We start from the raw sequence: 26925 nt of genomic DNA, 5'->3' as shown, positions 1-26925 counted from the left end.
CTCGATTGGGCAAACAGTATGCAAATGATTAAACAGTGTTTTTTCTTATTGGTTCTTGGAACGGCGGCATTGTTTATGCCGCACGCAAAGGCAACCTGCACGTCGCCAGATATGCCGAAAATGATTAACGTGGCCTCCATATCCGTTCCGACTACGCTTGCCGTTGGCGAGACGATCCCCGGTACGGAGCAAACCGTTCATATTGCGGGTAATTGCGATCAAAGCGGCGACAAAGGTCTTGAGATTGTCTCTTGCTACTACGGTTCGGGAGCGGAAATTCCGGGGCTGAAGGGCGTATACGATTCTGGCGTGCCGGGTGTTGGCGTGGCGTTGAAGAATGAAGAGGGTCAGCGTATTAGCGGCGCTGGCGGAGTGCAGTGCGATTCGCGCGGAACGCCGATTGGTTACGTCTCTTCCGACGGGTCGCAGTCGTTTAGCTTTCAGGTAACGCTTGAGCTGGTCAAAACGAGCGATACCGTGTCATCAGGAACCCTGGTGCAGGCCCAAACCCGGTTCGGTATTGGCGTTTTTGGCCATGAAGGGATTGGCAATCCAAACGATATTGCCTATTCAGGTAACGTCATTCTTCATCAGGTCACCTGCTCCGTTCTGCCGAAAAATCTGACGGTTAACCTGGGCGATTTCCCGGTCAGCGATTTTGTCAGCGTGGGCATGCTCTCTTCCCCGGCACAGAGTTTTGACGTCACGGTGAATTGTGACACCACCGTGCAGCCCGAGGTAAAAGTGACAAGCTCAAACGGATACGAAACGGCGTTCGAAGGCGTGCTGAAACTCACTCAGCAGACCGGCATGGCAACCGGCGTCGGGGTACAAATGGTATTCGACGACAACATCGCCACGTTCGATACCTACGTAAACACCCAACGCGAAGCGGTAGCCAACGAAACGCTGACAATTCCATTCCAGGTTCGCTACGAGCAGGTCAGCGACGTTGTCACCCCGGGTCCTGCCAACACCGTTGCCACTATCACCCTCGCCTATAAGTGATCGCGATGAAAAAAATCATTACTCTCCTGGCGCTTGGGCTTATTGCCCAGGCACACGCAGACGATATTCAGATCCAGATGACGGGGAATATTTACGCCAACACCTGCGTCATCGACAGCGCGAGCCGCAACCTGACGGTGGATTTAGGCCAGGCGGTGTCGGGCAATTTTAAAGACGTGGGGGATACCGGCGACTGGAAAGACTTTTCCCTGTCGGTATCGCACTGCCCGGCCACGCTGGCGCTTGCCACTGCCTTTTTCTACGGCCAGGCAGACGGCGTGCACCCGACAAAATTCGCTAACACCGGCAGCGCGAAAGGGCTGGCGCTGGAGCTGGCTGACCGTCAGGACAAGATACTTATCGCCCCGCAGGCTGCCTTTAACGTCGCCATCAACCCGAGCGACCACACGGCGACGTTTCCGCTTTCCGCGCGCTATTACGCCACCTCCATGCCTGTCAGCGCCGGGACGTTCAGCAGCGTGATTCAGGTGACCTTCACTTACCAGTAGGACCGCGCCCCTTAGCACGGATGCTTTTCTTACGCCCGGCGGCCAGTTTTGTCGGGCGTTTTTTTACCTCCGGCACCTCCGGCTGTTCGATCGGGAAGATCGGTAGCGCGTTGAGCAGCCGCTGGCCGTAATTTTTGGTGAGCAGACGTTTGTCATAAATCACCACCTCCCCCCAGCAGCCGTGGCTACGAATCAGACGCCCGACCTGCTGAATCAGGTTAAACGACGCCGCGGGTAAACTCTGCACCTCAAACGGATAGCGGTTGAGGCTTTTCAGCCACTCCCCTTCGGTGATCACCACCGGGCTGTCGATGGGCGGGAAGGCGATTTTATGGATATGCACCTGCGTGAGGTAGTCCCCTTTCAAATCCAGACCTTCAGCAAACGACTGCAGCCCCACCAGCACGCTGCGCTCGCCGTTATCAATGCGCTTGCGGTGGGTTTCCACCAGCCGGTAGCGCGGCTGATCTCCCTGCACCAGCAGGAGTAAACGCAGATCGGTGACGTGCTCGAGGAAGCGCTGCATCGCCCGCCCGCTGGCAAACAGCACCAGCATGCCGGGGTACTTTTTACTCTCGACCTGCTCGCGGAAGTAGGCCGCCATCTCCGCAATGTGCTGCTCTTCGTTGTCGATAAGCGGCTCGAATTTCATGCGCGGAATCACCAGCTTGCCCTGCTCGCAGTGGTTAAACGGCGAGTCCAGCGCCACAAAGCGGTCGCCCGCCTTCTCTTTTAGCCCGCTCATCTCCTGCAAACGAGAAAAACTGTTCAGGGAACGCAGCGTGGCAGAGGTGACAACCACGTGCGGCACGCTGCGCCAGATCAGCTTTTCCAGCTGATCGGCCACGCGGATGCCCACGCAGTGGAAAAAGAGATGGACCTGTCCGTCGCGCACGTCGCGGGTGGCCCATTTGGTGACCGGCGCGCCGGACGCCTGCGCCATCGAGGCCAGCCGCCAGAGCTTGCTTTGCGCTTCAAACATCCCCAGCGCGCGGTTCATCTGCAGCAGAATGCGGTGCAGACGCACCACGTCATGCGAGCCGGTTTTCTCGCTCAGATCGTTTAAGAACATCTCCGCCAGCCCGCGCAGCTTTTCCAGATGCTTCGCCAACTGCTGGCAGATCTCCATCACCTCTTCCGGTAGCTCCCCCATCGCAAAGCGGTGTTCAGCTTCCTGGGTTGCCGGAAGATAAAGATTCAGGATGTTGTTGAGCGATGAGATGAGACTATACACCTCTTCACAGTGGTCGCTCAGCCGCTCCGGCACCGCCAGCGGCGGCGTGGTTTTCGGGCGGAACTGCTCCATGCAGGTGGCCACCAGCTTGCAGAAGAGATCCAGCTGCAGGCGGAACCACGGAGCGGTGATTTCGGCGCTCATCTCCAGCGCGTCACGCGCCACGTCCGGCAGATGATGGCCTTCATCAAGCACCAGCAGCAGGTTTTTAGGCTCCGGCAGCACCGCTTCGCTCTCCAGCGCCGCCATCACCAGCGCGTGGTTGGCGACTACCACCTCCGCCTCCTGAATCTCGCGCCGGGCGACAAAGAACGGGCACTCGCGGTAGTAGTGACAGTTGCGGTTGAGGCAGCTCGCTTTGTCGGTGCTGAGCCTGCGCCACAGATCGTCGCTGATGGCCTGGCTGGTGTGATCCCGCAGGCCGTCCCACTTATAGCCGTCGAGCTCGACTTTGAGCTTTGCACACTGCTCCTGCTCGGCCTTATTGTTTGGCGTCAGCTCGTCATCCAGAAACGCGAGCAGATCCTGCTGATTCGGCTCGCTGCTGGCAAGCGCCGCCAGGTTACGCGGACACACGTAACGCCCGCGCCCAAAGGCTGCCGTAAACCGCAGGTCAGGGATAATTTTGCGCAGCAGCGGTAAATCTTTGCTGAAGATCTGATCCTGCAGCGCCACGTTGGCGGTGCTGACCACCAGCGTTTTGTCCTCTTCCCGCGCAATCGCGATGCCGGGAATGAGATACGACAAGGTTTTCCCGACGCCGGTCGGGGCTTCAATCGCCAGATGTCGCCCGTCGTCCCCGGCGAGCGTTTTTGCCACGTCGGCAATCATCTGCCGCTGCGGCGCTCGGGGGATAAAATCGGGGATCTGCTGTTGTAGCGCCTTATACCATGCGCCAATTTGCGCCTTAAGCGCAGCGGTTAAAGCCATTGGAAAACCTGAAATACTGTATAAACAGCCACTATTGTGGCACTTTCTCTTCGCTGCCGCAAAAAGAAAAGCCCGGCTTTACGACCGGGCTTCCAGATTACTGCGGGTTAGCAGGTTTACGCGGGCGGCGTCGACGCTGCCCTTCCCCTGCCGGTTTCCCTTCGCCGTTGCGCCACGGGCTTTCACCCGCCGGTTTGCTGTCGTTGTTGCGACGCGGCGGTTTGCCGGATGATTTCGGCGCGCCGCCTTCGGCACGACGCGGCTGCTGACCGCGACCGCCACCGCCCTGACCGCGTCCACCGCCACCCTGACGACCGTTCTGAATCGGCTCGGCTTTGATCGACGGATCCACTTCGTAACCCGGGGTTTCGATGCGCGGGATCTCTTTCTTCAGCAGGCGTTCGATGTCGCGCAGCAGCTTGTGCTCGTCCACGCAGACCAGAGAAAGCGCTTCACCGGTTGCCGCCGCGCGGCCGGTACGACCGATACGGTGAACGTAATCTTCCGGCACGTTTGGCAGCTCGTAGTTCACCACGTGCGGCAGCTCTTCAATGTCGAGGCCACGGGCAGCGATGTCGGTCGCCACCAGCACGCGGATGTCGCCGGATTTGAAGTCTGCCAGCGCGCGGGTACGCGCGCCCTGGCTCTTGTTACCGTGGATCGCCGCGCTGCGGATGCCGTCTTTATTCAGCTGTTCCGCCAGGTGGTTGGCGCCGTGCTTGGTGCGGGTAAAGACCAGCACCTGCTGCCAGTTACCCTGGCCGATCATCTGGGAGAGCAGTTCCCGCTTGCGCTTTTTATCAACAAAGTGAACGTGCTGCGTCACCTGCTCAGAGGCGGTGTTGCGACGCGCCACTTCCACTTCCAGCGGGTTATGCAGCAGCTTTTCCGCCAGCGCCTTGATCTCGTCGGAGAAGGTCGCGGAGAAGAGCAGGTTCTGACGACGCGCGGGCAGCTTGGCCAGCACACGACGAATATCGTGGATGAAGCCCATGTCGAGCATGCGGTCGGCTTCGTCCAGCACCAGAATTTCAACCTGGTCCAGCTTAACCGCATTCTGATGCTCCAGATCCAGCAGACGACCTGGGGTAGCAACCAAAACGTCAACGCCGCTGCGCAGCTTCATCATCTGCGGGTTGATGCTGACCCCGCCGAAGACCACCAGCGAGCGAATGTTGAGATAGCGGCTGTACTCACGCACGTTCTCACCAATCTGGGCTGCCAGCTCGCGGGTTGGGGTCAGGATAAGGGCACGAACCGGACGACGGCCTTTGGCGTGCGGCTGGTTTTTTACCAGCAGCTCTAACAGCGGCAGCGTAAAGCCCGCGGTTTTACCTGTGCCGGTCTGGGCGCTGGCCATCAGGTCACGGCCCTGCAGGACGGCAGGAATAGCCTGCTGCTGGATTGGGGTTGGCTCAACGTAGCCCTGCTCTGCGATCGCGCGCAGAATTTCCGGGTTCAGGCCAAGGGAATCAAAAGACATAAAAACTCCGAACCGCCCCGACCATCACAGGTGTAGTTTTCAGGGAGATATAACGAATAGGGGAGGACAAAAACCACAATGTCGCGAAGGAGCGGAGTGTAGCAGCTTTTGTGACGTGGCGCATAAAATATCCCTCCGCATTCCCTCGACGTGAGCGTAAATCAGGCATAATCTTAATCAATCGATTGATTAATTCTTAATGCCGCCATGAATACGACACCCACAACAACCAAAGGTGAACAGGCCAAAAATCAGCTTATCGCCGCCGCGCTGGCGCAGTTTGGTGAGTACGGGCTGCATGCGACCACGCGCGATATTGCCGCGCTGGCCGGGCAGAACATTGCGGCTATTACCTACTATTTTGGCTCAAAAGAGGATTTATACCTCGCCTGCGCCGAGTGGATCGCCGATTTTATCGGCACGCAGTTTCACCCGCACGTTGAGGAAGCCACCGCGCTGCTCGGCCAGCCGTCGCCCGATCGCGCCGCCGTTCGCCAGCTTATTCTCAATGCCTGCCACGATATGATCCGCCTGCTGACGCACGACGATACGCTCAACCTGAGCAAGTTTATCTCCCGGGAGCAGCTCTCCCCCACAGTCGCCTATCAGCGGGTGCACGATCGGGTGATTGAGCCAATGCACTCACACCTGACCCGGCTGATCGCCGCCTATACCGGTCGGGATGCCGGTGATACCGAGACGGTTTTGCATACCCACGCCCTGCTGGGTGAAATCCTTGCCTTCCGTCTGGGCAGGGAAACTATCCTGTTACGCACCGGCTGGACACAATTTGATGAGGATAAAGCCGCGCAGATTAGCAAGGTGATCGCCTGTCACGTCGATCTGATCCTGCAAGGCTTAACGCAAAGGAGCCTGAAGTCATGAAAAAACCTGTCGCCATCATTCTGGTGGTTGTTGTTTTGCTTGCCGCTGGAGTCGGTGGATGGCTGTGGTACCAGAGCCATCAGGATAAAGGCCTGACGCTGTACGGTAACGTGGATATTCGCACGGTGAATATGAGCTTCCGCGTCGGTGGACGTCTCGCCTCGCTGAGTGTGGACGAAGGCGATGCTATTAAAACCGGGCAGACGCTGGGAATGCTGGATAAAGCGCCCTATGAGAATGCGCTGATGCAGGCCAAAGCGGGCGTTTCCGTCGCTCAGGCGCAGTATGACCTGATGCTGGCAGGCTATCGCGACGAAGAGATCGCCCAGGCCGCCGCCGCGGTCAAACAGGCGCAGGCCGCCTATGACTACGCGCAGAACTTCTACGCGCGCCAGCAGGGACTGTGGAAAAGCCGCACCATTTCCGCCAACGATCTGGAAAATGCGCGCTCGTCCCGCGACCAGGCGCAGGCCACGCTGAAGTCCGCGCAGGATAAGTTAAGCCAGTACCGCACCGGTAACCGCGCGCAGGATATTGCCCAGGCGAAAGCCAGCCTTGAACAGGCGCAGGCACAGCTGGCGCAGGCAGAGCTGGATCTGCACGACACTACCTTAATCGCGCCGTCTGACGGCACGCTGATGACCCGCGCCGTGGAGCCGGGCAGCATGCTCAGCGCGGGCAGCACCGTCTTAACGCTCTCCCTGACCCGCCCGGTGTGGGTGCGAGCCTACATTGACGAGCCAAATCTCGGCCAGATGCAGCCGGGCCGCGAGCTGCTGCTCTATACCGACGGCCGCCCGGACAAGCCGTATCACGGCAAGGTGGGCTTTGTCTCCCCTACCGCCGAATTCACGCCGAAAACCGTTGAAACACCGGACCTGCGTACCGACCTCGTGTATCGCCTGCGCATCATCGTCACCGATGCGGACGACGCGCTGCGTCAGGGCATGCCCGTCACCGTAAAAGTAGACAGCGGGGAACGACATGAATGACGCGGTTATTCAGCTCAATAATCTGGTCAAACGCTTCGCGGGAATGGACAAACCGGCCGTCGCGCCGCTGAACTGCACCATCCAGAAAGGCTACGTGACCGGTCTGGTCGGCCCGGACGGCGCGGGGAAAACCACGCTGATGCGGATGCTGGCGGGGTTGCTCAAGCCGGATGAAGGATCGGCCAGCGTGCTCGGTCTTGACCCGATAAAAGACGACGGCGCGCTCCACGCCATGCTCGGCTATATGCCGCAGAAGTTTGGCCTGTATGAAGACCTGACGGTGATGGAAAACCTGAACCTGTACGCCGACCTGCGCAGTGTCACCGGCGAAACCCGACAGAAAACCTTCGCGCGCCTGCTGGAGTTTACCTCCCTCGGCCCGTTCACCGACCGGCTGGCGGGCAAGCTCTCCGGCGGGATGAAGCAGAAGCTGGGGCTGGCCTGCACGCTGGTCGGCGAGCCGAAAGTGCTGCTGCTGGACGAGCCCGGCGTCGGCGTAGACCCCATTTCGCGACGTGAACTGTGGCAGATGGTGCACGAGCTGGCGGGCGACGGGATGCTGATCCTCTGGAGCACCTCCTACCTCGACGAAGCGGAACAGTGCCGGGACGTGCTGCTGATGAACGAAGGCGAACTGCTTTATCAGGGCGAGCCGACGACGCTGACGCAGAGCATGGCCGGACGCAGCTTCCTGCTACACAGCCCGCAGGAGTCCAACCGCAGGCTGCTGCAGCGGGTGCTCAGGCTGCCGCAGGTCAGCGACGGGATGATCCAGGGCCGCTCGGTGCGCATTATTCTCAAAAAAGAGGCCACCGCCGACGACGTTCGCCAGGCGCAGGGAATGCCTGAGATCGAGATAGAAGAGACCGCACCGCGCTTTGAGGACGCGTTTATCGACCTGCTGGGCGGCGCGGGTACGTCAGAGTCGCCGCTTGCCGCCATTCTGCATACGGTGGAAGGCACGCCGGGCGAAACGGTGATCGAAGCGAAATCGCTCACCAAAAAGTTCGGGGATTTCGCCGCCACCGATAACGTCAATTTCGCGGTTAAGCGCGGCGAGATTTTTGGCCTGCTCGGGCCGAACGGCGCGGGAAAATCAACCACCTTTAAGATGATGTGCGGCCTGCTGGTGCCGACGTCCGGCAAGGCGCTCGTGCTGGACATGGATCTGAAGGTCAGCTCCGGCAAGGCGCGCCAGCATCTGGGGTACATGGCGCAGAAGTTTTCCCTGTATGGCAACCTGACGGTCGAGCAGAATCTGCGCTTTTTCTCCGGCGTGTACGGCCTGCGCGGGCGCGCGCAGAACGAGAAAATCCGCCGCATGAGCGACGCCTTCGCGTTAACCAACATCGCCTCCCACGCCACCGACGAGCTGCCTCTCGGCTTTAAGCAGCGGCTGGCCCTGGCCTGCTCGTTGATGCACGAGCCGGATATTCTGTTTCTGGATGAACCGACTTCGGGGGTTGATCCCATTACCCGCCGCGAGTTCTGGCTGCACATCAACAGCATGGTGGAAAAAGGGGTGACCGTGATGGTGACCACCCACTTCATGGACGAGGCGGAGTACTGCGACCGCATCGGGCTGGTCTATCGCGGCAAGCTGATTGCCCACGGTACCCCGGACGACCTGAAAAACCAGGCCGCCGACGATGAGGTCCCGGACCCGACCATGGAGCAGGCGTTTATCACCCTCATCCACGACTGGGATAAGGAGAATGCCCATGCGCAGTAATGCCCTTTCATGGCGCAGGGTGCGCGCGCTGTGCGTTAAAGAGACGCGGCAGATCGTGCGTGATCCCAGCAGCTGGCTGATCGCGGTGGTGATCCCCCTGCTGCTGCTGTTTATCTTTGGCTACGGCATTAACCTGGACTCCAGCAAGCTCCGGGTCGGGATTTTGCTGGAGCAGCAGAGCGAAGAGGCGCTGGACTTCACTCACGCCATGACCGGGTCGCCCTACATTGACGCCACCATCAGCGACAGCCGCCAGGAGTTGATCCAGAAAATGCAGGCCGGGAAAATTCGCGGTCTGATCGTCATTCCGGTGGATTTCGCCGCCAATATGGCGCGGGCAAATACCGATGCGCCGATCCAGGTGATCACCGACGGCAGCGAGCCGAACACCGCCAACTTCGTGCAGGGCTACGCGGAGGGGATCTGGCAGCTCTGGCAGATGCAGCGGGCGGAAGATCGGGGTGAAGAATTTAAACCGCTGATCGACGTGCAGACGCGCTACTGGTTTAACCCTGCCGCCATCAGTCAGCACTTTATTATTCCGGGCGCGGTGACGATTATCATGACGGTAATCGGCGCGATACTGACCTCGCTGGTCATCGCCCGCGAGTGGGAGCGCGGCACCATGGAGGCGCTGCTCTCTACCGAAGTGACGCGCGTCGAGCTGCTGCTGTGCAAGCTCATCCCCTACTATTTCCTCGGCATGCTGGCGATGCTGCTCTGCATGCTGGTGTCAGTCTTTATCCTCGGCGTGCCGTATCGCGGCTCGCTGGTGGTGCTGTTTTTTATCACCAGCCTGTTTTTACTCAGCACGCTGGGCATGGGTCTGCTCATCTCCACCATCACCCGCAACCAGTTTAACGCCGCGCAGGTGGCGCTAAACGCCGCTTTTCTGCCGTCGATTATGCTGTCCGGGTTTATCTTCCAGATAGACAGTATGCCTGCGGTGATCCGCGCCGTGACCTACATCATCCCGGCGCGCTACTTCGTGAGCACGCTGCAAAGCCTGTTCCTGGCGGGGAATATTCCGGTGGTGCTGATTATCAACACCCTGTTTTTGATGGCGTCGGCGGTGATGTTTATCGGGTTGACGTGGATGAAAACGAAAAGAAGATTAGATTAGCCATCGGATTTTGTAGGTCGGGTAAGCGCAAGCGCCACCCGACAGGAGGACGACGCGATGTTTCATCGATTATGGACGTTAATACGCAAAGAGCTGCAATCCCTGCTGCGCGAGCCGCAAACCCGCGCCATTCTGGTCTTGCCGGTGCTGATCCAGGTTTTACTGTTCCCGTTTGCCGCCACCCTTGAGGTGACCAACGCCACTATCGCCATTTACAACGAAGACAACGGCAAACATTCCGTCGAGCTGACGCAGCGCTTTGCCCGTGCCAAAGCCTTTACCCACATCCTGCTGCTGAAAAGCCCGCAGGAGATCCAGCCCACCATCGACACGCAAAAAGCGCTGCTGCTGGTGCGGTTCCCGGCGGATTTCTCCCGCAATCTGGATACCTTCCAGACCGCGCCGATGCAGCTGATCCTCGACGGACGCAACTCCAACAGCGCCCAGATAGCGGCCAACTACCTGCAGCAGGTGGTGAAGGATTATCAGCAGGAGCTGATGGAGGGCAAACCGAAGCCCAACAACAGCGAGCTGGTGGTGCGTAACTGGTACAACCCGAATCTGGACTACAAGTGGTTCGTGGTACCGTCGCTGATCGCCATGATCACCACCATCGGGGTGATGATCGTGACCTCCCTGTCCGTCGCCCGCGAGCGCGAACAGGGCACGCTGGATCAGCTGCTGGTCTCCCCGCTCGCCACCTGGCAGATTTTCGTCGGCAAAGCGGTGCCGGCGCTGATCGTCGCGACGTTCCAGGCCACCATCGTGCTGGGGGTGGGCATTTGGGCCTACCAGATCCCGTTCGCCGGTTCGCTGGCGCTGTTTTACTTCACGATGGTGATTTACGGGCTGTCGCTGGTGGGGTTTGGACTGCTGATCTCGGCGCTCTGCTCGACGCAGCAGCAGGCGTTCATCGGGGTATTCGTCTTTATGATGCCCGCGATTTTGCTTTCGGGTTATGTTTCTCCCGTCGAGAACATGCCGGTATGGCTACAGGATCTGACGTGGGTAAATCCAATTCGGCACTTTACGGACATCACCAAGCAAATCTATCTGAAGGATGCGAGTCTGGATATTGTCTGGGGAAGTTTGTGGCCGCTACTGGTGATTGCGGCCACGACGGGCTCAGTGGCGTACGCGATGTTTAGACGCAACATTGCGTAGCTTTTTCTCTTTGGTCAGCAGCGAGACGACCGCAGGCCCTGCGAGGATTGCCAGACCCGCCAGGGCCAGCAGCAGGTTGTTTTGCAGCACGCGCGACAGCAGCCAAAGCACAATCATCGCGGCACCAAAATACCAGGTGGTGGTGAGCTCTTCGAGCACATCACCCACCTCGCGCCAGCGCGCTTCATGGTGGCGCTGTAAGAACAGCATCGACAGCACGGTGACGCCATAAAGGACGCATAGTCCTAGGCCAACACGCACCAGCGTGCCGCTCATCCAGCCCATCACCAGTACGGCCACGACCAGTAAATGCAACATTATCTGCCAGCAACTCAGGCCAGTTGCGACACGAACACGTTGTTGCCACTTCATGGCTTCTCTCCTGAAGGATTTTTCTCTGCTTAATCAGACTACCGCACTTTACGGAAAATTCCGTAACGCCGCATCTTTTTGTGACGACGACTACACTTTATTTTCATTGGGATAGTCACTCAGGAAAGAGCTTATGACTCAAAAAATGCAGCATTTCTCGCTTAAGGTGCTGACGATAAACATTCATAAGGGCTTCACAGCATTTAATCGCCGCTTCATTTTACCGGAGCTGCGCGACGCGGTTCGCACCGTCAGCGCGGATATTGTCTGCCTGCAGGAGGTGATGGGCGCACACGAAGTGCATCCGCTCCACTTTGAGAACTGGCCCGACACGCCGCACTATGAATTTCTGGCCGACACCATGTGGAGTGATTACGCCTACGGCCGCAACGCGGTCTACCCGGAAGGGCATCATGGCAACGCGGTGCTGTCCCGTTACCCCATTGAACATTACGAAAACCGCGACGTTTCCGTCGGGGAAAGCGAAAAACGCGGCCTGCTTTACTGCCGTATTACCCCGCCCGACCTCGAGCGACCTGTGCATGTCGGCTGTGTTCATCTGGGTCTTCGCGAAGCCCATCGTCAGGCGCAGCTGAAAATGCTGGCCGAATGGGCCAACGCCCTTCCCGAAGGTGAACCGGTGGTCGTGGCAGGCGATTTCAACGACTGGCGACAGCGGGCAAACCATCCGTTGAAAGTGGATGCCGGACTGGAGGAGATTTTTACTCGCGCCAACGGCAGGCCTGCGCGCACCTTCCCGGTCCGTTTCCCGCTGCTTCGGCTTGACCGCATCTACGTGAAAAATGCCCACGCCAGCAGCCCGACCGCCCTGGCGCTTCTTAACTGGCGACATCTTTCCGACCACGCCCCGCTCAGCGCGGAGATCCACCTATGAAATGTTCCTGGCAGGAAGGCAACCGAATCACGCTGCTGGTCAACGGGGACGAGTATTACCCGGCCGTGTTTAAGGCGATTGATAACGCTCAGCAGAAGGTGATCCTCGAGACCTTTATCTGGTTCGAAGATAACGTCGGCAAGCAGTTGCACAGCGTGCTGCTGCGCGCCGCCCAGCGCGGCGTCACAATTGAAGTGCTGCTTGATGGCTATGGTTCGCCGGACCTCAGCGATGCGTTTGTCAATGAGTTGACCTCCGCGGGCGTGGTGTTCCGCTACTACGATCCCGGCCCTCGCCTGTTCGGCATGCGTACCAATCTTTTCCGCCGGATGCACCGCAAAATTGTGGTGGTGGACGAGACGGTGGCCTTTGTCGGCGGCATTAACTACTCCGCTGAGCATATGTCCGACTACGGCCCGGAGGCAAAGCAGGACTACGCCATTCGCATAGAAGGCCCGGTGGTGCAGGACATCTTACTGTTTGAGCTGGAGAACCTGCCGGGTAAAGAGGCCGTTCGCCGCTGGTGGAGACGCCGCCATCGCCCGGAAGAGAACCGGAAGCCCGGCGAAGCGCAGGCCCTTTTCGTCTGGCGGGATAACGGCGAGCACCGAGACGACATTGAACGTCATTATCTCAAGATGCTCGCCAACGCGAAGCGCGAAGTGATTATTGCTAACGCCTACTTTTTCCCGGGCTATCGTCTGCTGCACGCCATGCGCAATGCGGCCCGGCGCGGGGTACGCGTGAAGCTGATTGTGCAGGGCGAGCCGGATATGCCAATAGTCAAAGTCGGCGCGCGGCTGCTGTATAACTATCTGGTGAAGGGCGGCGTACAGATCTACGAATATCGCCGCCGACCGCTGCACGGCAAAGTGGCGCTGATGGACGATCACTGGGCAACCGTGGGCTCCAGTAACCTCGATCCGCTGAGCTTATCGCTCAACCTTGAAGCCAACCTGATCATTCACGATCGCCAGTTTAACCAGACCCTGCGGGATAACCTGCAGGCGTTGATCGTTAACGACAGCGTGCGCGTGGACGAATCCATGGTCCCCAAACGTACCTGGTGGAACCTGGGCATCAGCGTGGTGGTGTTCCACTTTCTGCGCCATTTCCCGGCCATGGTCGGCTGGCTGCCAGCGCATACGCCTAAGCTTGCGCAGGTCGACCCACCGGTACAACCGGAAATGGAAACCCAGGACCGTATTGAAGCGGAAGATGGAGGCAAACCCTGATGTCGAAATCGCATCCGCGCTGGCGGCTGGCAAAAAAGATCCTGACCTGGCTGTTTTTTATTGCGGTCGCGGTTCTGCTGGTGGTCTACGCGCAGAAAGTTGACTGGGAAGAGGTGTGGAAAGTCATCCGCAACTATAACCGGATGGTGCTGCTGGGCGCTGTAGGGCTGGTTATTGTGAGCTATCTGATGTACGGCTGCTATGACCTGCTGGGCCGAGCTTACTGCGGCCACAAGCTGGCCAAACGTCAGGTGATGCTGGTGTCGTTTATCTGCTACGCCTTTAACCTGACGCTGAGCACCTGGGTCGGCGGCATTGGCATGCGCTATCGCCTTTATTCGCGGCTCGGCCTGCCGGGCGGGACCATCACGCGCATTTTCTCATTGAGCATCACCACCAACTGGCTGGGTTATATTCTGCTCGGCGGGGTGATCTTCACCATCGGCGTGGTGCAGCTGCCCGCGCACTGGTATATCGATGAGGCCACGCTGCGCATTCTGGGCATCGTACTGCTACTGATCATCGCCGTTTATCTTTGGGCCTGCGCGTTTGCCAGACGCCGTCATATGACCATTAAAGGGCAAAAGCTGGTGCTGCCCTCATGGAAGTTTGCGGTGCTTCAGATGACCGTCTCCAGCGCCAACTGGATGGCGATGGGGGCCATTATCTGGCTGCTGATTGGCGAGGACGTGAACTACTTCTTCGTGCTGGGCGTGCTGCTGGTGAGCAGTATTGCGGGCGTGATTGTGCATATTCCGGCGGGGATCGGCGTGCTGGAAGCGGTATTTATCGCCCTGCTGGCCGGGGAGCATGTCTCTCAGGGCACGATTATCGCGGCCCTGCTGGCATACCGCATGCTGTATTACTTCCTGCCGCTGGCGCTGGCAACGGTCTGTTATCTGGTGCTGGAGAGTCGGGCGAAGAAATTACGGGCAAAGAATGAGAGGATGTTAGCGAAGTGAATAAGTCGGGTGGCGGCTTCGCCTTACCCGACCTACGGTTCGCGTTTCGTAGGCCGGGTAAGGCGAAGCCGCCACCCGGCAAAACAACCCTAGCGACGGTTGCCGAAAATACGCAGCAGCATCAGGAACAGGTTGATGAAGTCCAGATACAGCGTCAGCGCGCCCAGGATCGCGTATTTGCGCAGGTTTGAACTATCGCGTACGTCAATCTGCTCGCCGATGTTTTTCAGCTTTTGGGTGTCATACGCCGTCAACCCAACGAAGATCACCACCCCGATGTAGGTCACGGCCCACATCAGCGCGTCGCTCTTCAGCCACAGGTTTACCAGCGACGCCAGCACAATCCCAATCAGCCCCATAAACAGCATGCTGCCTAAACCGCTCAGATCGCGCTTCGTGGTGTAACCGTAGAGACTCATCACGCCGAACATCCCGCCGGTCACCACAAAGGTGCTGGCTATGGAGGAGTAGGTGTAGACGATGAAAATACTGGAAAGCGTCAGCCCGGTCAGCGCCGAATAGAGCATAAACAGCGTGGTCGCCATTCCGGCACTCAGCTTTTGCACCAGACCCGAAAGCACAAACACCAGCGCCAGCTGCGCGATAATCAGCCCAAAGAAGGTGATTTTGCTGGAGAAGATAAACATCATCAGTTCAGGCGTGTTCGCCGCATACCACGCGATAAACGCGGTAAGCAGCAGGCCAACCGTCATCCAGCCGTACACCTGAGCCATATACGTCTGCAGGCCGCTACGGGTCTGCTGTACTATTGAATCGGAACGCGGAAATCGGTCCATGATTCACTCCTGATTAAGTTTAAGTAGACACACACGTTAAGATTAACACATCCACGTAAACCGACTACCAACGGCTGGCGGCTTGTTTATCGCTGTCGCGAGATTCTACCCAGCGGTCACCTTCCGGCGTGGCTTCGCGCTTCCAGAACGGCGCTTTGGTTTTGAGGTAATCCATAATGAACTCCCCTGCTGCAAACGCGCTGCTGCGGTGTGCGCTGGTCACCCCGACGAAGACAATCTCCTCGCCGGGCCACATCTCGCCGATGCGGTGAATCACCGTGACGCGGCCAAGCGGCCAGCGGCCCCGCGCCTCGTCGACAATCTCCACCAGCGATTTCTCGGTCATCCCCGGATAGTGCTCCAGCGTCAGTGCCTTCACGCTGTCGCCGAGGTTGTGGTTGCGCACTTTGCCGGTGAAGGTGACAACCGCGCCGTCTTCATCTCGTTCCGCCAGCCAGCTGTATTCGGTCCCCACGTTAAAACGCTCGGGGCTCACCAGAATTCGGGTTTCAGCCATCTTAGCCCCCCGTCACCGGCGGGAAGAAGGCCACTTCATCGCCTTCCTTCAGCGGGTGAGTGAACTCCACCAGCGTCTGGTTAACGGCGGCCAGCAGCTTGCCTTCGTCCAGCGCCAGCGCCCAGCGTTCGCTTTGTGCCGCCAGATGCGCACGCAGGGCAGCGACGTTTTCAAAGGACGCATCCAGCGTCAGGCTGTCGGTATTCACCAGCTCGCGCACCTGCGCAAAAAAGAGCACCTTAATCATGGCTGTCCACCTTAAAATCACCGGATTTGCCGCCGCTTTTTGCCAGCAGGCGAACCGGGCCAATGACCATATCTTTCTGCACCGCTTTGCACATGTCGTAGATGGTTAGCGCGGCAACGGAAGCCGCCGTGAGTGCTTCCATCTCCACGCCGGTTTTGCCGGTTAAGCGGCAGAGTGACTCAATGCGCACGCGGCTCTGCTCCGGCTGCGCCTGCAGGTTCACTTCCACCTTGCTCAGCATCAGCGGATGGCACAGCGGAATGAGTTCCCAGGTGCGCTTTGCGGCCTGAATACCCGCGATGCGCGCGGTGGCAAAGACGTCGCCCTTATGGTGGCTGCCGTCGATAATCATCGCCAGCGTTTCCGGCAGCATAGTGACGAACGCTTCCGCGCGCGCCTCGCGCACCGTTTCGGCTTTGGCGGAAACATCCACCATATGCGCTTCGCCGGCGGCGTTAATGTGGGTCAGTTGTGACATAGCTTATTTCTTTAAATGGGGATGAAAATTACACGGACGGGTACGGGCATCCAGCTGCGGGGCGATGATGTTTTCCCACGCGGTGCGGCAGGCTTTGGTCGAACCCGGCATGGCGAAAATCAGGGTTTTGTTAGCCACCCCGGCCACCGCGCGCGACTGGAGCGTGGAGGTACCAATCTCTTCAAAGGAGAGCATGCGGAACACCTCGCCGAAGCCTTCCACCTCGCGGTCAAACAGCGGGATAAGCGCTTCGGGGGCCTGATCGCCTGCGGTAAAGCCGGTGCCGCCGGTGATCAGCACCACCTGCACCTCATCGCTGGCAATCCACTGAGAAACCTGAGCGCGAATGGCGTAGCGGTTCTCCTTCACGATCGCTTTATCGACGATGTGATGCCCCGCGTCATGGGCCGCCTCGCGCAGCCAGTGGCCGGAGGTATCATCCTCTTCGCCGCGGCGGTCGGAAACGGTAAGGATAGCAATGCGTGTCGGGATAAATTCTGCGTTTACCTGACTCATCTTCTGATTCCTTCTTAAGCCTGATTACCCGCCGATGTAGGACAGGTTCTGAGTAATACCGGTATTGCCCTGATGCAGGAAGTGGGTCTGTTTTTTATGCGTCAGCGCTTCAGAAATACGTGCTTCAAGCGCGTCCTGCTGCGCATCGTCTTCCAGCAGATCGCGTAGGTCCACGCCGCCGTCGCCGAACAGGCAAAGATGGAGCTTGCCAACGGAGGAGACGCGCAGGCGGTTGCAGCTGGCGCAGAAGTCTTTCTCATAGGGCATGATAAGCCCTATCTCACCTTCGTAATCCGGGTGGCAGAAGACCTGCGCCGGGCCGTCGCTGCGCTGGCGGATCTGGTGGATCCAGCCGCGTCTCAGCAGCGCGTCGCGCAGCACCATGCCGGAGATGTGATGGCGACGGAACAGCTCGCTGCCCTCGCCGGTTTCCATCAGCTCGATAAAACGCAGCTGTATAGGGCGGGATTTGATCCACGCCAGGAAGGTATCGAGCTGATGATGGTTCACATCACGCATCAGAACCGTGTTGACTTTGACCTTCTCGAACCCGGCCGCAAATGCCGCGTCGATACCGTCCATAACCTGCTGAAATTTATCCTGGCCGGTAATGGCGTGGAACTGACGGGCGTCCAGGCTATCGACGCTGACGTTGATCGCCGTCAGCCCCGCATCGCGCCAGTTCGCCACGTCACGCGCCATGCGGTAACCGTTGGTGGTCACGGCAATCTGGCGGATACGTTCGTTTTCACGCACGGCGGCGATGATGTCGGGAAAATCACGGCGCAGACAGGGTTCACCGCCGGTCAGACGCACTTTTTCGGTGCCGAGCTCAGAGAAGGCGCGCGTGACGCGGCGCACTTCATCCACGGAGAGAAAGCCGTTATTGGTAACGCTGCCCGGTTTGTAGCCGTCGGGCAGGCAGTAGGTGCAACGGAAGTTGCACACATCGGTAATCGACAGACGTAAGTAATAAAACTTACGCGCGAAAGCATCAGTAAGTTGTGAAGCCATGTACACCTTTCCAGATCGGGAGGCACAGTCATTTCTTTCTGTACCCTGGTGGCAAATTCGCCACGGCCAGAGCGCCATATCTTTCGACACAGGCACAAGGGCTAGAGTGTATGTTTTCAATTTTGAAAACGTGGTTAGGGCGATAGTAGCGCGGAAATTCTGACGACGCCATTATCGCTTTTCGCTATATAATTAGCTATATAGCGATTCAATCCTGCATTTTCGCTACAGAATACCTAAAAACCACATTTTCACATTGATATACGTCATTTTGGATCGGGTGAGGCATCGTCTTTTAGGGGTAGTTAGGTTACTGTTACGCGATCGAACGTGATAAGGAATACGTATGCGCAATCGCACTTTTGCGGATCTTGACCGAGTGGTCGCTCTTGGCGGAGGACACGGCTTAGGCCGGGTTATGTCCTCTTTGTCGTCACTCGGCTCAAGGCTGACCGGGATAGTGACCACCACCGATAACGGCGGCTCAACCGGGCGCATTCGTCGTGCCGAAGGCGGCATTGCCTGGGGAGACATGCGCAACTGCCTGAACCAGTTAATTACCGAGCCAAGCGTCGCGTCGGCGATGTTTGAGTACCGTTTTGGCGGTAATGGCGAACTTTCCGGGCATAACCTCGGAAATCTGATGTTAAAGGCGCTTGATCACCTGAGCGTACGGCCTCTGGAAGCCATCAACTTAATCCGTAATCTGCTCAAAGTGGACGCATTCCTGATCCCTATGTCCGAACAACCGGTTGACTTGATGGCAATCGACGCCGAAGGGCATGAAGTTTACGGCGAAGTGAATATCGACCAGCTCCTCCTGCCGCCGACGGAGCTAATGACCTATCCGAGCGTACCCGCTACGCGAGAAGCGGTGGAAGCCATCGGTGAAGCGGATCTTATCCTGATCGGCCCAGGCAGTTTTTACACCAGCCTGATGCCCATTCTGCTGGTGAAAGAGCTGGCGCAGGCGCTGCGCCGCACCCCTGCCCCGATGGTTTACATCGGTAACCTGGGACGTGAACTGAGCCCGGCGGCGGCGAGCCTGTCGCTGGCAGACAAGCTTGAATTAATGGAGCATTACGTCGGCAAGAAGATCATTGACGGCGTAGTCGTGGGCCCGAAAGTGGATGTGTCAGGGATTGGCGATCGTCTGGTGGTGCAGGAGCCGCTGGAGGCCAGCGATATCAAGTATCGCCACGACCGTCACCTGCTGCGCGAGGCGCTGGAGAAGGCGATTCAGGCGCTGGGTTAGGTTCGTCTTGTGCGGCCTGATGCCCTCATAATAATGCCCGCACGGACGACCCCCTCTCCCTTGAGGGAGAGGGCTGGGGTGAGGGGGAACATACGACTCTGGTGGTCATTCCGTTCACTTTATGTTCCTTGCTACTCTGTAACGACATGGCCTGTGAACGTGCCAGGGTGGCTCAATCGCCACCACCCTGGCGACCCGGGCTCCCGGCGGTAAATCGCCGCTTCGCGGTGCCCTCGGCTTATTCCTTTCGGCTTATCGGGTACGGGCGGAGGTAACGTCCCTGTAAAGCCCGCCCTCTCGGCGCATCCCTGCGCCTCGCCCCGGCCTGCAGGAAACACCTCAGCGATTTACAGCCGGACCAGAGCATCGCTGATAGCCTTCAATCGCTCTGAAACAACGTTATTGCTTCTGTTCAAAAATTACTGGGGATCCTCTCCCACCGGGAGAGGGAGAAAACAACGCTTTACTCACGATGCCGCGATGAAAAGATCCCGCAGCTGATGAAGCTGGTCGCGGATCTGCGCCGCCTCTTCGAACTCCAGATTCTGCGCGTGCTGCATCATCTGCCCTTCCAGCTCGTGGATTTTCTGCTGCAGCGCTTTCGGCGTCAGCACGACGGTATCTTCTTCCACCACTGAACGCGCCTTGCCGCGGCCTTTCGCTTTGGTTTTGGCAATGTTCTGACCCAGCGCCAGAATATCCACCACCTTCTTGTTCAGTCCCTGCGGCGTGATGCCGTGCTCTTCGTTGTAGCGCTGCTGCTTCTCGCGGCGGCGCTCCGTTTCGCCAATCGCTTTCGCCATCGACGGGGTGATTTTGTCACCGTACAGAATCGCTTTACCGTTGACGTTACGCGCCGCACGGCCAATGGTCTGGATCAGCGAACGCTCGGAACGCAGGAAGCCCTCTTTGTCCGCATCCAGAATCGCCACCAGCGAGACTTCCGGCATATCCAGACCTTCTCGCAGCAGGTTGATCCCCACCAGCACGTCAAACTCGCCCAGACGCAGATCGCGGATAATCTCCATGCGCTCCACGGTATCGATATCCGAGTGCAGATAACGCACCTTCTCGCCGTGCTCTTCGAGATACTCGGTGAGGTCTTCCGCCATGCGCTTGGTGAGCGTGGTCACCAGCACGCGCTCATTGATGGCGGAACGGGCGCGGATCTCCGAGAGCAGATCGTCCACCTGCGTGGCCACCGGACGCACCTCGATAATCGGGTCGAGCAGACCTGTTGGACGCACAACCTGATCGACAACGTCTTCACCGGATTTCTCCAGCTCGTAGTTGCCTGGCGTGGCCGAGACGTAAATGGTTTGCGGCGCGAGCGCCTCAAACTCTTCAAATTTCATCGGGCGGTTATCCAGCGCCGACGGGAGGCGGAAGCCGTACTCCACCAGCGTCTCTTTACGCGCCCGGTCGCCGCGGTACATCCCGCCGATCTGCGGGATCGTGACGTGGGATTCGTCGATCACCAGCAAACCGTCTGCCGGAAGGTAGTCAAACAGCGTCGGCGGCGGCTCGCCCGGCCCGCGCCCGGAGAGGAAGCGCGAGTAGTTTTCAATGCCGGAGCAGTAGCCCAGCTCGTTCATCATCTCAAGGTCGAACTGGGTACGCTGGCTCAGGCGCTGCTCTTCCAGCAGCTTATTGTTCGCCAGCAGCACCTTACGGCGCTCGGCCAGCTCCACTTTGATCTCTTCCATCGCCTGCACGATACGCTCGCGCGGCGTCACGTAGTGCGTTTTCGGGTAGATGGTGAAGCGCTGGATCACCGACTCAATGTGTCCGGTCAGCGGGTCGAAGAGCGACAGCCGTTCAACCTCTTCATCGAACAGCTCGACGCGCAGCGCCATATCGTCCGATTCCGCCGGGAAGATGTCGATCACCTCACCGCGTACGCGGAACGTCCCGCGCTGGAACGCCTGATCGTTACGGGCATACTGCAGCTCCGCCAGACGACGAACGATGGCACGCTGGTCGATGATCATCCCCTGCGTCAGGTGCAGCATCATCTTGAGATAGAGATCCGGATCGCCCAGACCGTAGATCGCGGAAACCGATGCGACAACGACCACGTCGCGACGCTCCAGAAGTGCCTTCGTGGCCGACAGTCGCATCTGCTCGATGTGTTCGTTCACCGAGGCGTCCTTCTCAATGAAGGTGTCAGAGCTCGGCACATAGGCTTCAGGCTGGTAGTAATCGTAGTAGGAGACGAAATACTCCACCGCATTTTCCGGGAAGAACTCTTTCATCTCGCCGTAAAGCTGCGCGGCCAGGGTTTTATTGGGTGCCAGCACCATTGTTGGGCGCTGGAGATCCGCAATCACGTTGGCGATGGTGAACGTTTTACCCGAGCCGGTTACCCCCAGCAGCGTCTGGTGCGCCAGCCCATCTTCCAGCCCCTCTTCCAGACGACGGATCGCCTCAGGCTGATCGCCAGATGGACGGAAAGCAGAATTCAATTTGAACGGTTTACTCATGGGCGACAACCTGATGACGTTATAAGCGGCAGGTGAGTAATTTTACTCGTTGTTGCCAGGAATGCCAGTAAAAAACACTGGATGAAAAACCAGTGGCATGTCAGGATATTTAGCATAGCGCCTTAAGGATTGGTGCGATATCGGCCAAAATTTAGGCTGTGACAATATAAAACACCAGTCAGGTCAGGTTATCCCCAGAACTTTTTCTTTTTTAACATTTGTCAAGCCAGGTAATGATAGTTTTGTGGCAACGGGTGACACTTTCATGACGGGAATTGCTTTTATCTAAGCAGTTAAATAATAAACGATATTTTCTAAAGCCGCGTTTCGCGTCAATTTGGGCGTAAGCCGCGTCTTCTCTCGCTTATCGCGTGTTTTCTAACTCTAATGCACATGGTTATCCACAGGAATAGTGGATAACTGCTTCCAGCCCATACAGCGTGGCGCTCGGCAAATTCCCGGATTTTCCCACGAGACGGCAGTAAAAAATTTTTATAGCTATTTTTTGATGATTAACAGTTGTGTCATTCATAACCAACTGATGAGATCTTGCTCACATTTTCATCATTTCGGGCACTGCACCACAACTCAACAGCGCCAGCACCGTCGATGTGCAATCCCCTTTTTTCTCAGCCCCTCTCCGGTGACTTATTCCTAAAAAAGCCGTTTTTTTAAACACTTTTCGGTTTCTGGCAGGGGTTTTGCAGTCTCAAACTCGAGCCTCACCCACACACATTTTTAAGGAGAGAAAGATGTTGAGTCTGCGTGCTGTGAATCAGTTTTACGGAAGCCAACATACGCTATGGAACGTGAATTTGGATTTTCCGCAAGGGATGTGTACAGGCGTTGTTGGCCTGCCGGGAATGGGGAAAACCACCCTCATGAATTGCATCGCCGGGAGAGTGCCCGTCGAAAGCGGGAGCATCATCTGGCATGAAGCGGGCGCGCCGCCGCGTGATTTGCTTAACCTGCCGCCAGAACAGCGGTCAGGACCGGGGATAGGCTATGTCCCGCAGGACAGGCGGATATTCTCCCAGTTAACGATTGAGGAGAATCTGCATATCGCCATGCGGGCGATGGGGAAACCCAACCCGGAAGCGAAAAGTGACGTTTACGATTTGTTTCCGGCGCTCTACGCATTGCGGCAGACCCGCGCCAACACGCTCTCTCCGGACGACCAGTACCAGCTGGCGCTGGCTAATGCGCTGGTGAACCGCCCGCACCTGCTGATCCTCGATGAGCCCCTGCACGGCGCAGGACACAGCTTCGCCCAGAAGCTGGGGCAGCTGCTGGTGCGCTTAAACCGGGAGTTAGGTATGACGGTGCTGTTAGCGGAGCAGCAGCTGTCGTTCATCCGCCGGGTTGCGGACCGTTTCTGTATGCTCTATCGCGGGCGTAACGTGGCGCAGGGCCACGTTAACGAACTGGATGACGAGCTTATCGCGCATTGGATGTCGCGGGAAGCAAGACGCTGAGATCGAGATAACGCCCGGTTTCGGCATTTTCCGCGCCGTCAGCAAGCCAGGGAATTTCTCCGAGGCACGGGGCGGGAAGGACGCGCCTGAGCGTCGCCAGATACTCCTGGTGTCGTTTACCCGGCGCAACCACGTCGTTGGCTATCCAGCCCGCCAGCGTCAGCCCGGCCTGCTGTACGGCCTGTGCGGTCAACATGGCGTGATTGATGCAGCCCAGTTTGACGCCGACGACCAGAATGACCGGAAGCTGCTCGGCCTGCACCCAGTCAGCAAACGTCTGCGTGTCCGAAAGCGGCGTAAACCAGCCCCCTGCACCTTCCACCAGCACCCAGTCGGCCTGGCCTTCCAGCGTCCGTAACCCGGCAGACAGCACGGCGAAATCAATCGGACGACCTTCGTCAGCGCTGATGATGTGCGGCGAGGTCGGCTCGGCAAAGGTGTACGGATTCACCGCTGAATAGGCAAGTTCAAGGGTGCTGTTACGCTGGAGCGCCAGCGCGTCGGTGTTGCGTAACCCTTCCACCGTCATCTCGCTGCCGGAAGCAACCGGCTTATACCCGGCGGTGTTTTTTCCGATCAGTCGTGCCGCCTGCAGCAGCGCCGAGCTGGCCACCGTTTTGCCCACTTCCGTATCCGTTCCGGTGACAAAATAACGTTCACTCACGTTCGATAATCCCATGAAAAAGTTGATAAGAGAGCGGGAAATGTCCCCGCTGCTGCGGCCAGGCCAGCTCCAGACGCTGCAGCTGGCCCCGGGTCAGCGGTTTTTTCTCCCGTCCGGCATGCAGGTGCGTGGCCCCGATGCCCTTCAGCGAGCGCATCGCGCTGAACGCATCGCTAAAATTGAGGGTGATGGTCTGCACCGTGCTGCGATAGCGCCAGCCTGCCAGCGCCTGCGTCACCTGGTCATGCGATAAAAAGCGGTTAGCGTGCGGCTGCTCATCCACCGCTTTCCACGCCTGATTCAGCTCCGGCAGCGAACTTTCCAGCAGGGTGGTAAAGGCCACCTTCCCGCCCGGTCGCGCCACGCGATAGAGCTCGCGCAGGGCCTGCGGCAGGCTGCTGCACCACTGTACCGCCAGATGACTCCAGACCAGATCGAACTGCGCATCCGCCAGCGGGATCGCCTCGATATCGGCCAGCAGATAGCGATCCGCTGCCTGCCGCTGACGCGCCTCGTCGAGCATCTGCTCTGAGAGGTCGATAGCCGTGACCTGGCTTCCCGTCCCGCGCCAGTAGCGGCTGTTGCTGCCGGGACCACAGCCCGCGTCCAGCACCTGCGGAAAGCGGTTGTCGCCAAGCGCGGCCAGAAGCCCCTGCGCGCTCTGACGCTGCAGTTCATCGTGCTGCGAATAGCTCTGCGCGGCCCGGCCAAATGCCGCCGCAACGGCCTGCTTATTCACCGGCATCATGGAGCGCCTCCAGCAGCGTCTGGATATCCCGTGCTTCATGCGCCGCCGTCAGGGTTAAGCGCAGTCGCGCGGTACCCGGCGGGACCGTTGGCGGGCGGATGGCGGTCACCCACATGCCCCGCTCGCGCAGCGCCTGTGCCAGCGCCAGCGCGCGGCCGTTTTCGCCGACAATCACCGGCTGGATGGCGCTCTGCGAATCGGGGCTGTGGAAGGGCAGCGCAGCTAGCCCCTGGCGGAAGCGAGAGATATGCTCCGCCAGCCGCTGGCGACGTTCATCCCCATCTGCGCTGCGGATCACCGCCAGCGACGCAGACAGCGCCACGGCCTGCGCCGGGGGCATGCTGGTGCTGTAGATCAGGTGTCGGGCAAACTGCAGCAGATAGTCGGCGACGGACTCGCTGCACAGCACGGCGGCGCCGCTGACGCCAAAGCCTTTGCCGAAGGTGACAATCAGCAGCTCCGGCTTCACGTTTTGCTGATGCGCACTGCCGCGACCTTCGTTGCCCATTACGCCAATCCCGTGGGCATCGTCCACCAGCAGCCAGGCGTTTTGCCGCTTTGCGGCCCCGTGCAACGCGGCAAGCGGCGCGCTGTCGCCGTCCATGCTGAACACCCCTTCGGTGACCGCCAGCTGCTGTCCGTCGCAGGGTTTATCCAGCAACGCAGCGAGCTGCCCCGCATCGTTATGGGCGAAGCGGCGCAGCTGCGCCGGGCTTAAACTTGCCGCCTCCAGCAGCGAGGCGTGGCTCAGGCGGTCAGCGACAATGCGGTCCTCTTTTTCCATCAGGGCGGTAATAACCGCCTGATTGGCGGCAAAGCCGGAGATAAACAGCAGCGCACGCGGGTAGCCCAGCCAGTCGGCAAGCGCCTCTTCCAGCGCCTGATGCGCCGTGGTGTATCCGCTGACGAGTCCCGAGCCGCCGCTGCCTACGCCAAACCGCTCTGCCCCCTGCTGCCAGGCGCGGATGATGGCCGGATGCTGGCTCAGCCCGAGATAATCGTTGCTGGAGAAATTACAAAACTGCCGCCCCTCGCGGGTAAGAAAACGACCCGCGCCGTTTTCCACCACCCTGCGAACGCGAAACGCCTCTGCCGCCCGGCGTTCGTCCAGTGCGGTATTCACTCGTGCCTGCCAGGTCATACGGCTGCCGCGTTATAGAACTGGTCGGTGTCGGCGTTGAAAATCTGCTGCTCCAGCTGCTGCTGTTGCTCGTTATCGCCCGTCAGCACCTCGGTCTGGTGCGGGTTAAGCCCCAGCTTGCGGAACAGCTGAACGTCTTTGTCCTCTTCCGGGTTCGGCGTGGTCAGCAGCTTGCAGCCGTAGAAGATGGAGTTGGCTCCGGCCATAAAGCACATCGCCTGGGTCTGCTCGTTCATCTGCTCGCGACCGGCGGAGAGGCGCACGAAAGAGGTCGGCATCATGATGCGCGCCACCGCGATGGTGCGGATAAAATCAAACGCATCCACGTCGTCGTTGTCCGCCATCGGCGTGCCCTTGACCTTCACCAGCATGTTGATCGGCACGCTTTCCGGCGGGGTCGGCAGGTTCGCCAGCTGCAGCAGCAGGCCCGCGCGGTCTTTCACCGTCTCACCCAAGCCCACGATACCGCCGGAGCAGACCTTGATCCCCGCGTCGCGCACTTTATCCAGGGTATCCAGACGCTCCTGATAGGTACGCGTGGTGATGACGTTGCCGTAAAACTCCGGCGAGGTGTCGAGGTTATGGTTGTAGTAGTCCAGCCCCGCCGCGGAGAGGCGTTGCGCCTGCTCGTCGTTCAGCGTGCCGAGCGTCATACAGGCTTCGAGGCCCATCTCCTTCACGCCCTTCACCATCTGCTCCAGATACGGCATGTCGCGATCGTGCGGGTTCTTCCACGCTGCGCCCATGCAGAAGCGGGTCGAGCCGGCGTTTTTCGCCTTGCGCGCCGAGTCGAGCACCTGCTCAACTTCCATCAGCCGTTCGGACTCCAGGCCGGTTTTGTAGCGCGCGCTCTGCGGGCAATATTTGCAGTCTTCAGGACAGGCACCGGTTTTGATCGACAGCAGCGTGCTGACCTGAACATGGCGAGGATCGAAGTGCTGACGATGCACCTGTTGGGCTTCGAACATCAGCTCAAGGAAAGGTTTGTTGAATAATTCAGTAACTTGCGACATCGTCCAGCGTGCGTGGTGAGCCATGGGGCTTCTCCAAAGGGTTTTGTTAATTT

At 58.8% G+C, this 26925-nt stretch carries 26 protein-coding genes and 1 riboswitch; of the genes, 12 read left to right on the top strand and 14 right to left on the bottom strand.

Annotated elements, in window-relative coordinates; genetic code table 11:
- Window positions 1-18 precede the first annotated feature (18 nt).
- Together GVO84_RS06660 and GVO84_RS06655 are read left to right on the top strand one after the other, a co-directional pair.
- Window positions 19-1008: a fimbrial protein gene (locus GVO84_RS06660; protein WP_159513697.1), complete on the top strand. Its 990-nt coding sequence runs from the start codon at window positions 19-21 to the stop codon at window positions 1006-1008.
- 5 nt (window positions 1009-1013) lie between these two features.
- Window positions 1014-1517 carry a fimbrial protein gene (locus tag GVO84_RS06655; RefSeq protein ID WP_159513696.1) on the top strand — a complete coding sequence of 168 codons (504 nt, stop codon included), beginning with the start codon at window positions 1014-1016 and terminating at the stop codon, window positions 1515-1517.
- Here GVO84_RS06655 and dinG read toward each other — a convergent pair.
- Window positions 1504-3681, bottom strand: coding sequence for an ATP-dependent DNA helicase DinG (dinG, locus tag GVO84_RS06650; protein ID WP_121425394.1), 2178 nt, complete (start codon window positions 3679-3681; stop codon window positions 1504-1506). The two genes, GVO84_RS06655 and dinG, sit on opposite strands and share 14 nt — an antisense overlap.
- Window positions 3682-3778: 97 nt before the next feature.
- Window positions 3779-5164, bottom strand: a complete 1386-nt coding sequence (gene rhlE / locus GVO84_RS06645) for an ATP-dependent RNA helicase RhlE (RefSeq protein WP_121425395.1) — start codon at window positions 5162-5164, stop codon at window positions 3779-3781.
- Between the two features lie 207 nt (window positions 5165-5371).
- On the opposite strand from rhlE, the gene cecR reads away from it, so the two are divergent.
- Genes cecR through GVO84_RS06620 form a run of 5 tightly spaced genes read left to right on the top strand, consistent with a single transcriptional unit; the run spans window position 5372 to window position 11060 of the window.
- The gene (gene cecR, locus GVO84_RS06640) at window positions 5372-6049 is read left to right on the top strand and encodes a transcriptional regulator CecR (RefSeq protein ID WP_121425396.1); all 678 of its coding nucleotides are present in this window, start codon (window positions 5372-5374) and stop codon (window positions 6047-6049) included.
- The gene (gene hlyD / locus GVO84_RS06635; RefSeq protein WP_159513695.1) at window positions 6046-7041 is read left to right on the top strand and encodes a secretion protein HlyD; all 996 of its coding nucleotides are present in this window, start codon (window positions 6046-6048) and stop codon (window positions 7039-7041) included. Before cecR ends, hlyD begins: the two co-directional genes overlap by 4 nt.
- The gene (locus GVO84_RS06630; protein WP_159513694.1) at window positions 7034-8773 is read left to right on the top strand and encodes an ATP-binding cassette domain-containing protein; all 1740 of its coding nucleotides are present in this window, start codon (window positions 7034-7036) and stop codon (window positions 8771-8773) included. Before hlyD ends, GVO84_RS06630 begins: the two co-directional genes overlap by 8 nt.
- Window positions 8763-9896, top strand: coding sequence for an ABC transporter permease (locus GVO84_RS06625; protein ID WP_159513693.1), 1134 nt, complete (start codon window positions 8763-8765; stop codon window positions 9894-9896). The genes GVO84_RS06630 and GVO84_RS06625 overlap by 11 nt, the downstream gene beginning before the upstream one ends.
- A 57-nt stretch (window positions 9897-9953) precedes the next feature.
- Window positions 9954-11060 (top strand): ABC transporter permease, encoded by a 1107-nt coding sequence (locus GVO84_RS06620; RefSeq protein WP_023310860.1) that lies wholly within the window; start codon window positions 9954-9956, stop codon window positions 11058-11060.
- Here GVO84_RS06620 and GVO84_RS06615 read toward each other — a convergent pair.
- Complete coding sequence (locus GVO84_RS06615) at window positions 11022-11432, bottom strand: YbhQ family protein (protein ID WP_014883088.1); 411 nt, start codon at window positions 11430-11432, stop codon at window positions 11022-11024. The two genes, GVO84_RS06620 and GVO84_RS06615, sit on opposite strands and share 39 nt — an antisense overlap.
- Before the next feature lie 133 nt (window positions 11433-11565).
- On the opposite strand from GVO84_RS06615, the gene GVO84_RS06610 reads away from it, so the two are divergent.
- Genes GVO84_RS06610 through GVO84_RS06600 form a run of 3 tightly spaced genes read left to right on the top strand, consistent with a single transcriptional unit; the run spans window position 11566 to window position 14524 of the window.
- Window positions 11566-12327, top strand: a complete 762-nt coding sequence (locus tag GVO84_RS06610; protein ID WP_023334979.1) for an endonuclease/exonuclease/phosphatase family protein — start codon at window positions 11566-11568, stop codon at window positions 12325-12327.
- Window positions 12324-13562: a cardiolipin synthase ClsB gene (gene clsB, locus GVO84_RS06605; protein WP_063143110.1), complete on the top strand. Its 1239-nt coding sequence runs from the start codon at window positions 12324-12326 to the stop codon at window positions 13560-13562. Before GVO84_RS06610 ends, clsB begins: the two co-directional genes overlap by 4 nt.
- Window positions 13562-14524 carry a lysylphosphatidylglycerol synthase domain-containing protein gene (locus GVO84_RS06600; RefSeq protein ID WP_159513692.1) on the top strand — a complete coding sequence of 321 codons (963 nt, stop codon included), beginning with the start codon at window positions 13562-13564 and terminating at the stop codon, window positions 14522-14524. The genes clsB and GVO84_RS06600 overlap by 1 nt, the downstream gene beginning before the upstream one ends.
- 89 nt (window positions 14525-14613) lie before the next feature.
- Here the strand turns inward: GVO84_RS06600 and GVO84_RS06595 are convergent, their stop codons facing one another.
- From GVO84_RS06595 to moaA, 6 genes are all read right to left on the bottom strand, one after another.
- A complete protein-coding gene (locus tag GVO84_RS06595) occupies window positions 14614-15321 on the bottom strand; it encodes a Bax inhibitor-1/YccA family protein (protein ID WP_029742164.1) in 708 nt (235 codons plus the stop codon).
- 64 nt (window positions 15322-15385) lie between these two features.
- Window positions 15386-15838 (bottom strand): molybdopterin synthase catalytic subunit MoaE, encoded by a 453-nt coding sequence (moaE, locus tag GVO84_RS06590; protein WP_121425403.1) that lies wholly within the window; start codon window positions 15836-15838, stop codon window positions 15386-15388.
- Between the two features lies 1 nt (window position 15839).
- The gene (gene moaD / locus GVO84_RS06585; protein ID WP_121425404.1) at window positions 15840-16085 is read right to left on the bottom strand and encodes a molybdopterin synthase sulfur carrier subunit; all 246 of its coding nucleotides are present in this window, start codon (window positions 16083-16085) and stop codon (window positions 15840-15842) included.
- Window positions 16078-16563, bottom strand: a complete 486-nt coding sequence (gene moaC / locus GVO84_RS06580) for a cyclic pyranopterin monophosphate synthase MoaC (protein ID WP_032649450.1) — start codon at window positions 16561-16563, stop codon at window positions 16078-16080. The genes moaD and moaC overlap by 8 nt, the downstream gene beginning before the upstream one ends.
- A 3-nt stretch (window positions 16564-16566) precedes the next feature.
- Complete coding sequence (gene moaB, locus GVO84_RS06575; RefSeq protein WP_121425405.1) at window positions 16567-17079, bottom strand: molybdenum cofactor biosynthesis protein B; 513 nt, start codon at window positions 17077-17079, stop codon at window positions 16567-16569.
- Window positions 17080-17103: 24 nt separating this feature from the next.
- A complete protein-coding gene (moaA, locus tag GVO84_RS06570) occupies window positions 17104-18093 on the bottom strand; it encodes a GTP 3',8-cyclase MoaA (protein ID WP_159513691.1) in 990 nt (329 codons plus the stop codon).
- Window positions 18081-18214: riboswitch (molybdenum cofactor riboswitch) on the bottom strand. It overlaps the preceding gene by 13 nt.
- A gap of 225 nt (window positions 18215-18439) precedes the next feature.
- On the opposite strand from moaA, the gene yvcK reads away from it, so the two are divergent.
- Window positions 18440-19348 (top strand): uridine diphosphate-N-acetylglucosamine-binding protein YvcK, encoded by a 909-nt coding sequence (gene yvcK, locus GVO84_RS06565; protein WP_048992088.1) that lies wholly within the window; start codon window positions 18440-18442, stop codon window positions 19346-19348.
- A gap of 467 nt (window positions 19349-19815) precedes the next feature.
- Here the strand turns inward: yvcK and uvrB are convergent, their stop codons facing one another.
- Window positions 19816-21831, bottom strand: a complete 2016-nt coding sequence (gene uvrB / locus GVO84_RS06560; protein WP_109846300.1) for an excinuclease ABC subunit UvrB — start codon at window positions 21829-21831, stop codon at window positions 19816-19818.
- Between the two features lie 752 nt (window positions 21832-22583).
- Here uvrB and GVO84_RS06555 point away from each other — a divergent pair.
- Complete coding sequence (locus GVO84_RS06555; protein ID WP_121425407.1) at window positions 22584-23306, top strand: ABC transporter ATP-binding protein; 723 nt, start codon at window positions 22584-22586, stop codon at window positions 23304-23306.
- On the opposite strand, the gene bioD is transcribed toward GVO84_RS06555, so the two are convergent.
- Genes bioD through bioB form a run of 4 tightly spaced genes read right to left on the bottom strand, consistent with a single transcriptional unit; the run spans window position 23269 to window position 26896 of the window.
- Window positions 23269-23970 carry a dethiobiotin synthase gene (bioD, locus tag GVO84_RS06550; RefSeq protein WP_201283058.1) on the bottom strand — a complete coding sequence of 234 codons (702 nt, stop codon included), beginning with the start codon at window positions 23968-23970 and terminating at the stop codon, window positions 23269-23271. The two genes, GVO84_RS06555 and bioD, sit on opposite strands and share 38 nt — an antisense overlap.
- Complete coding sequence (gene bioC / locus GVO84_RS06545; RefSeq protein WP_159513689.1) at window positions 23963-24718, bottom strand: malonyl-ACP O-methyltransferase BioC; 756 nt, start codon at window positions 24716-24718, stop codon at window positions 23963-23965. Before bioC ends, bioD begins: the two co-directional genes overlap by 8 nt.
- Window positions 24702-25859: an 8-amino-7-oxononanoate synthase gene (gene bioF / locus GVO84_RS06540; RefSeq protein WP_159513688.1), complete on the bottom strand. Its 1158-nt coding sequence runs from the start codon at window positions 25857-25859 to the stop codon at window positions 24702-24704. Before bioF ends, bioC begins: the two co-directional genes overlap by 17 nt.
- The gene (gene bioB / locus GVO84_RS06535; RefSeq protein ID WP_121425411.1) at window positions 25856-26896 is read right to left on the bottom strand and encodes a biotin synthase BioB; all 1041 of its coding nucleotides are present in this window, start codon (window positions 26894-26896) and stop codon (window positions 25856-25858) included. The genes bioF and bioB overlap by 4 nt, the downstream gene beginning before the upstream one ends.
- Window positions 26897-26925: the final 29 nt, after the last annotated feature.

This window comes from Enterobacter sp. SM3 (assembly GCF_009811935.2).
GTDB classification, from domain to species: domain Bacteria; phylum Pseudomonadota; class Gammaproteobacteria; order Enterobacterales; family Enterobacteriaceae; genus Enterobacter; species Enterobacter asburiae_D.
Note: the sequence above shows the minus strand (reverse complement) of the source record. Positions and strands in the feature narration are given on the sequence as shown.

Coding starts and splice junctions, on each gene's coding strand:
- bioB (WP_121425411.1), bottom strand. CDS start 26,896: ATGGCTCACCACGCACGCTGGACGATGTCGCAAGTTACTGAATTATTC.
- GVO84_RS06555 (WP_121425407.1), top strand. CDS start 22,584: ATGTTGAGTCTGCGTGCTGTGAATCAGTTTTACGGAAGCCAACATACG.
- moaA (WP_159513691.1), bottom strand. CDS start 18,093: ATGGCTTCACAACTTACTGATGCTTTCGCGCGTAAGTTTTATTACTTA.
- GVO84_RS06620 (WP_023310860.1), top strand. CDS start 9,954: ATGTTTCATCGATTATGGACGTTAATACGCAAAGAGCTGCAATCCCTG.
- moaC (WP_032649450.1), bottom strand. CDS start 16,563: ATGTCACAACTGACCCACATTAACGCCGCCGGCGAAGCGCATATGGTG.
- clsB (WP_063143110.1), top strand. CDS start 12,324: ATGAAATGTTCCTGGCAGGAAGGCAACCGAATCACGCTGCTGGTCAAC.
- bioC (WP_159513689.1), bottom strand. CDS start 24,718: ATGATGCCGGTGAATAAGCAGGCCGTTGCGGCGGCATTTGGCCGGGCC.
- GVO84_RS06660 (WP_159513697.1), top strand. CDS start 19: ATGCAAATGATTAAACAGTGTTTTTTCTTATTGGTTCTTGGAACGGCG.
- moaE (WP_121425403.1), bottom strand. CDS start 15,838: ATGGCTGAAACCCGAATTCTGGTGAGCCCCGAGCGTTTTAACGTGGGG.
- GVO84_RS06615 (WP_014883088.1), bottom strand. CDS start 11,432: ATGAAGTGGCAACAACGTGTTCGTGTCGCAACTGGCCTGAGTTGCTGG.
- dinG (WP_121425394.1), bottom strand. CDS start 3,681: ATGGCTTTAACCGCTGCGCTTAAGGCGCAAATTGGCGCATGGTATAAG.
- moaD (WP_121425404.1), bottom strand. CDS start 16,085: ATGATTAAGGTGCTCTTTTTTGCGCAGGTGCGCGAGCTGGTGAATACC.
- bioF (WP_159513688.1), bottom strand. CDS start 25,859: ATGACCTGGCAGGCACGAGTGAATACCGCACTGGACGAACGCCGGGCG.
- rhlE (WP_121425395.1), bottom strand. CDS start 5,164: ATGTCTTTTGATTCCCTTGGCCTGAACCCGGAAATTCTGCGCGCGATC.
- GVO84_RS06610 (WP_023334979.1), top strand. CDS start 11,566: ATGACTCAAAAAATGCAGCATTTCTCGCTTAAGGTGCTGACGATAAAC.
- cecR (WP_121425396.1), top strand. CDS start 5,372: ATGAATACGACACCCACAACAACCAAAGGTGAACAGGCCAAAAATCAG.
- uvrB (WP_109846300.1), bottom strand. CDS start 21,831: ATGAGTAAACCGTTCAAATTGAATTCTGCTTTCCGTCCATCTGGCGAT.
- yvcK (WP_048992088.1), top strand. CDS start 18,440: ATGCGCAATCGCACTTTTGCGGATCTTGACCGAGTGGTCGCTCTTGGC.
- GVO84_RS06600 (WP_159513692.1), top strand. CDS start 13,562: ATGTCGAAATCGCATCCGCGCTGGCGGCTGGCAAAAAAGATCCTGACC.
- GVO84_RS06625 (WP_159513693.1), top strand. CDS start 8,763: ATGCGCAGTAATGCCCTTTCATGGCGCAGGGTGCGCGCGCTGTGCGTT.
- moaB (WP_121425405.1), bottom strand. CDS start 17,079: ATGAGTCAGGTAAACGCAGAATTTATCCCGACACGCATTGCTATCCTT.
- hlyD (WP_159513695.1), top strand. CDS start 6,046: ATGAAAAAACCTGTCGCCATCATTCTGGTGGTTGTTGTTTTGCTTGCC.
- GVO84_RS06595 (WP_029742164.1), bottom strand. CDS start 15,321: ATGGACCGATTTCCGCGTTCCGATTCAATAGTACAGCAGACCCGTAGC.
- GVO84_RS06655 (WP_159513696.1), top strand. CDS start 1,014: ATGAAAAAAATCATTACTCTCCTGGCGCTTGGGCTTATTGCCCAGGCA.
- GVO84_RS06630 (WP_159513694.1), top strand. CDS start 7,034: ATGAATGACGCGGTTATTCAGCTCAATAATCTGGTCAAACGCTTCGCG.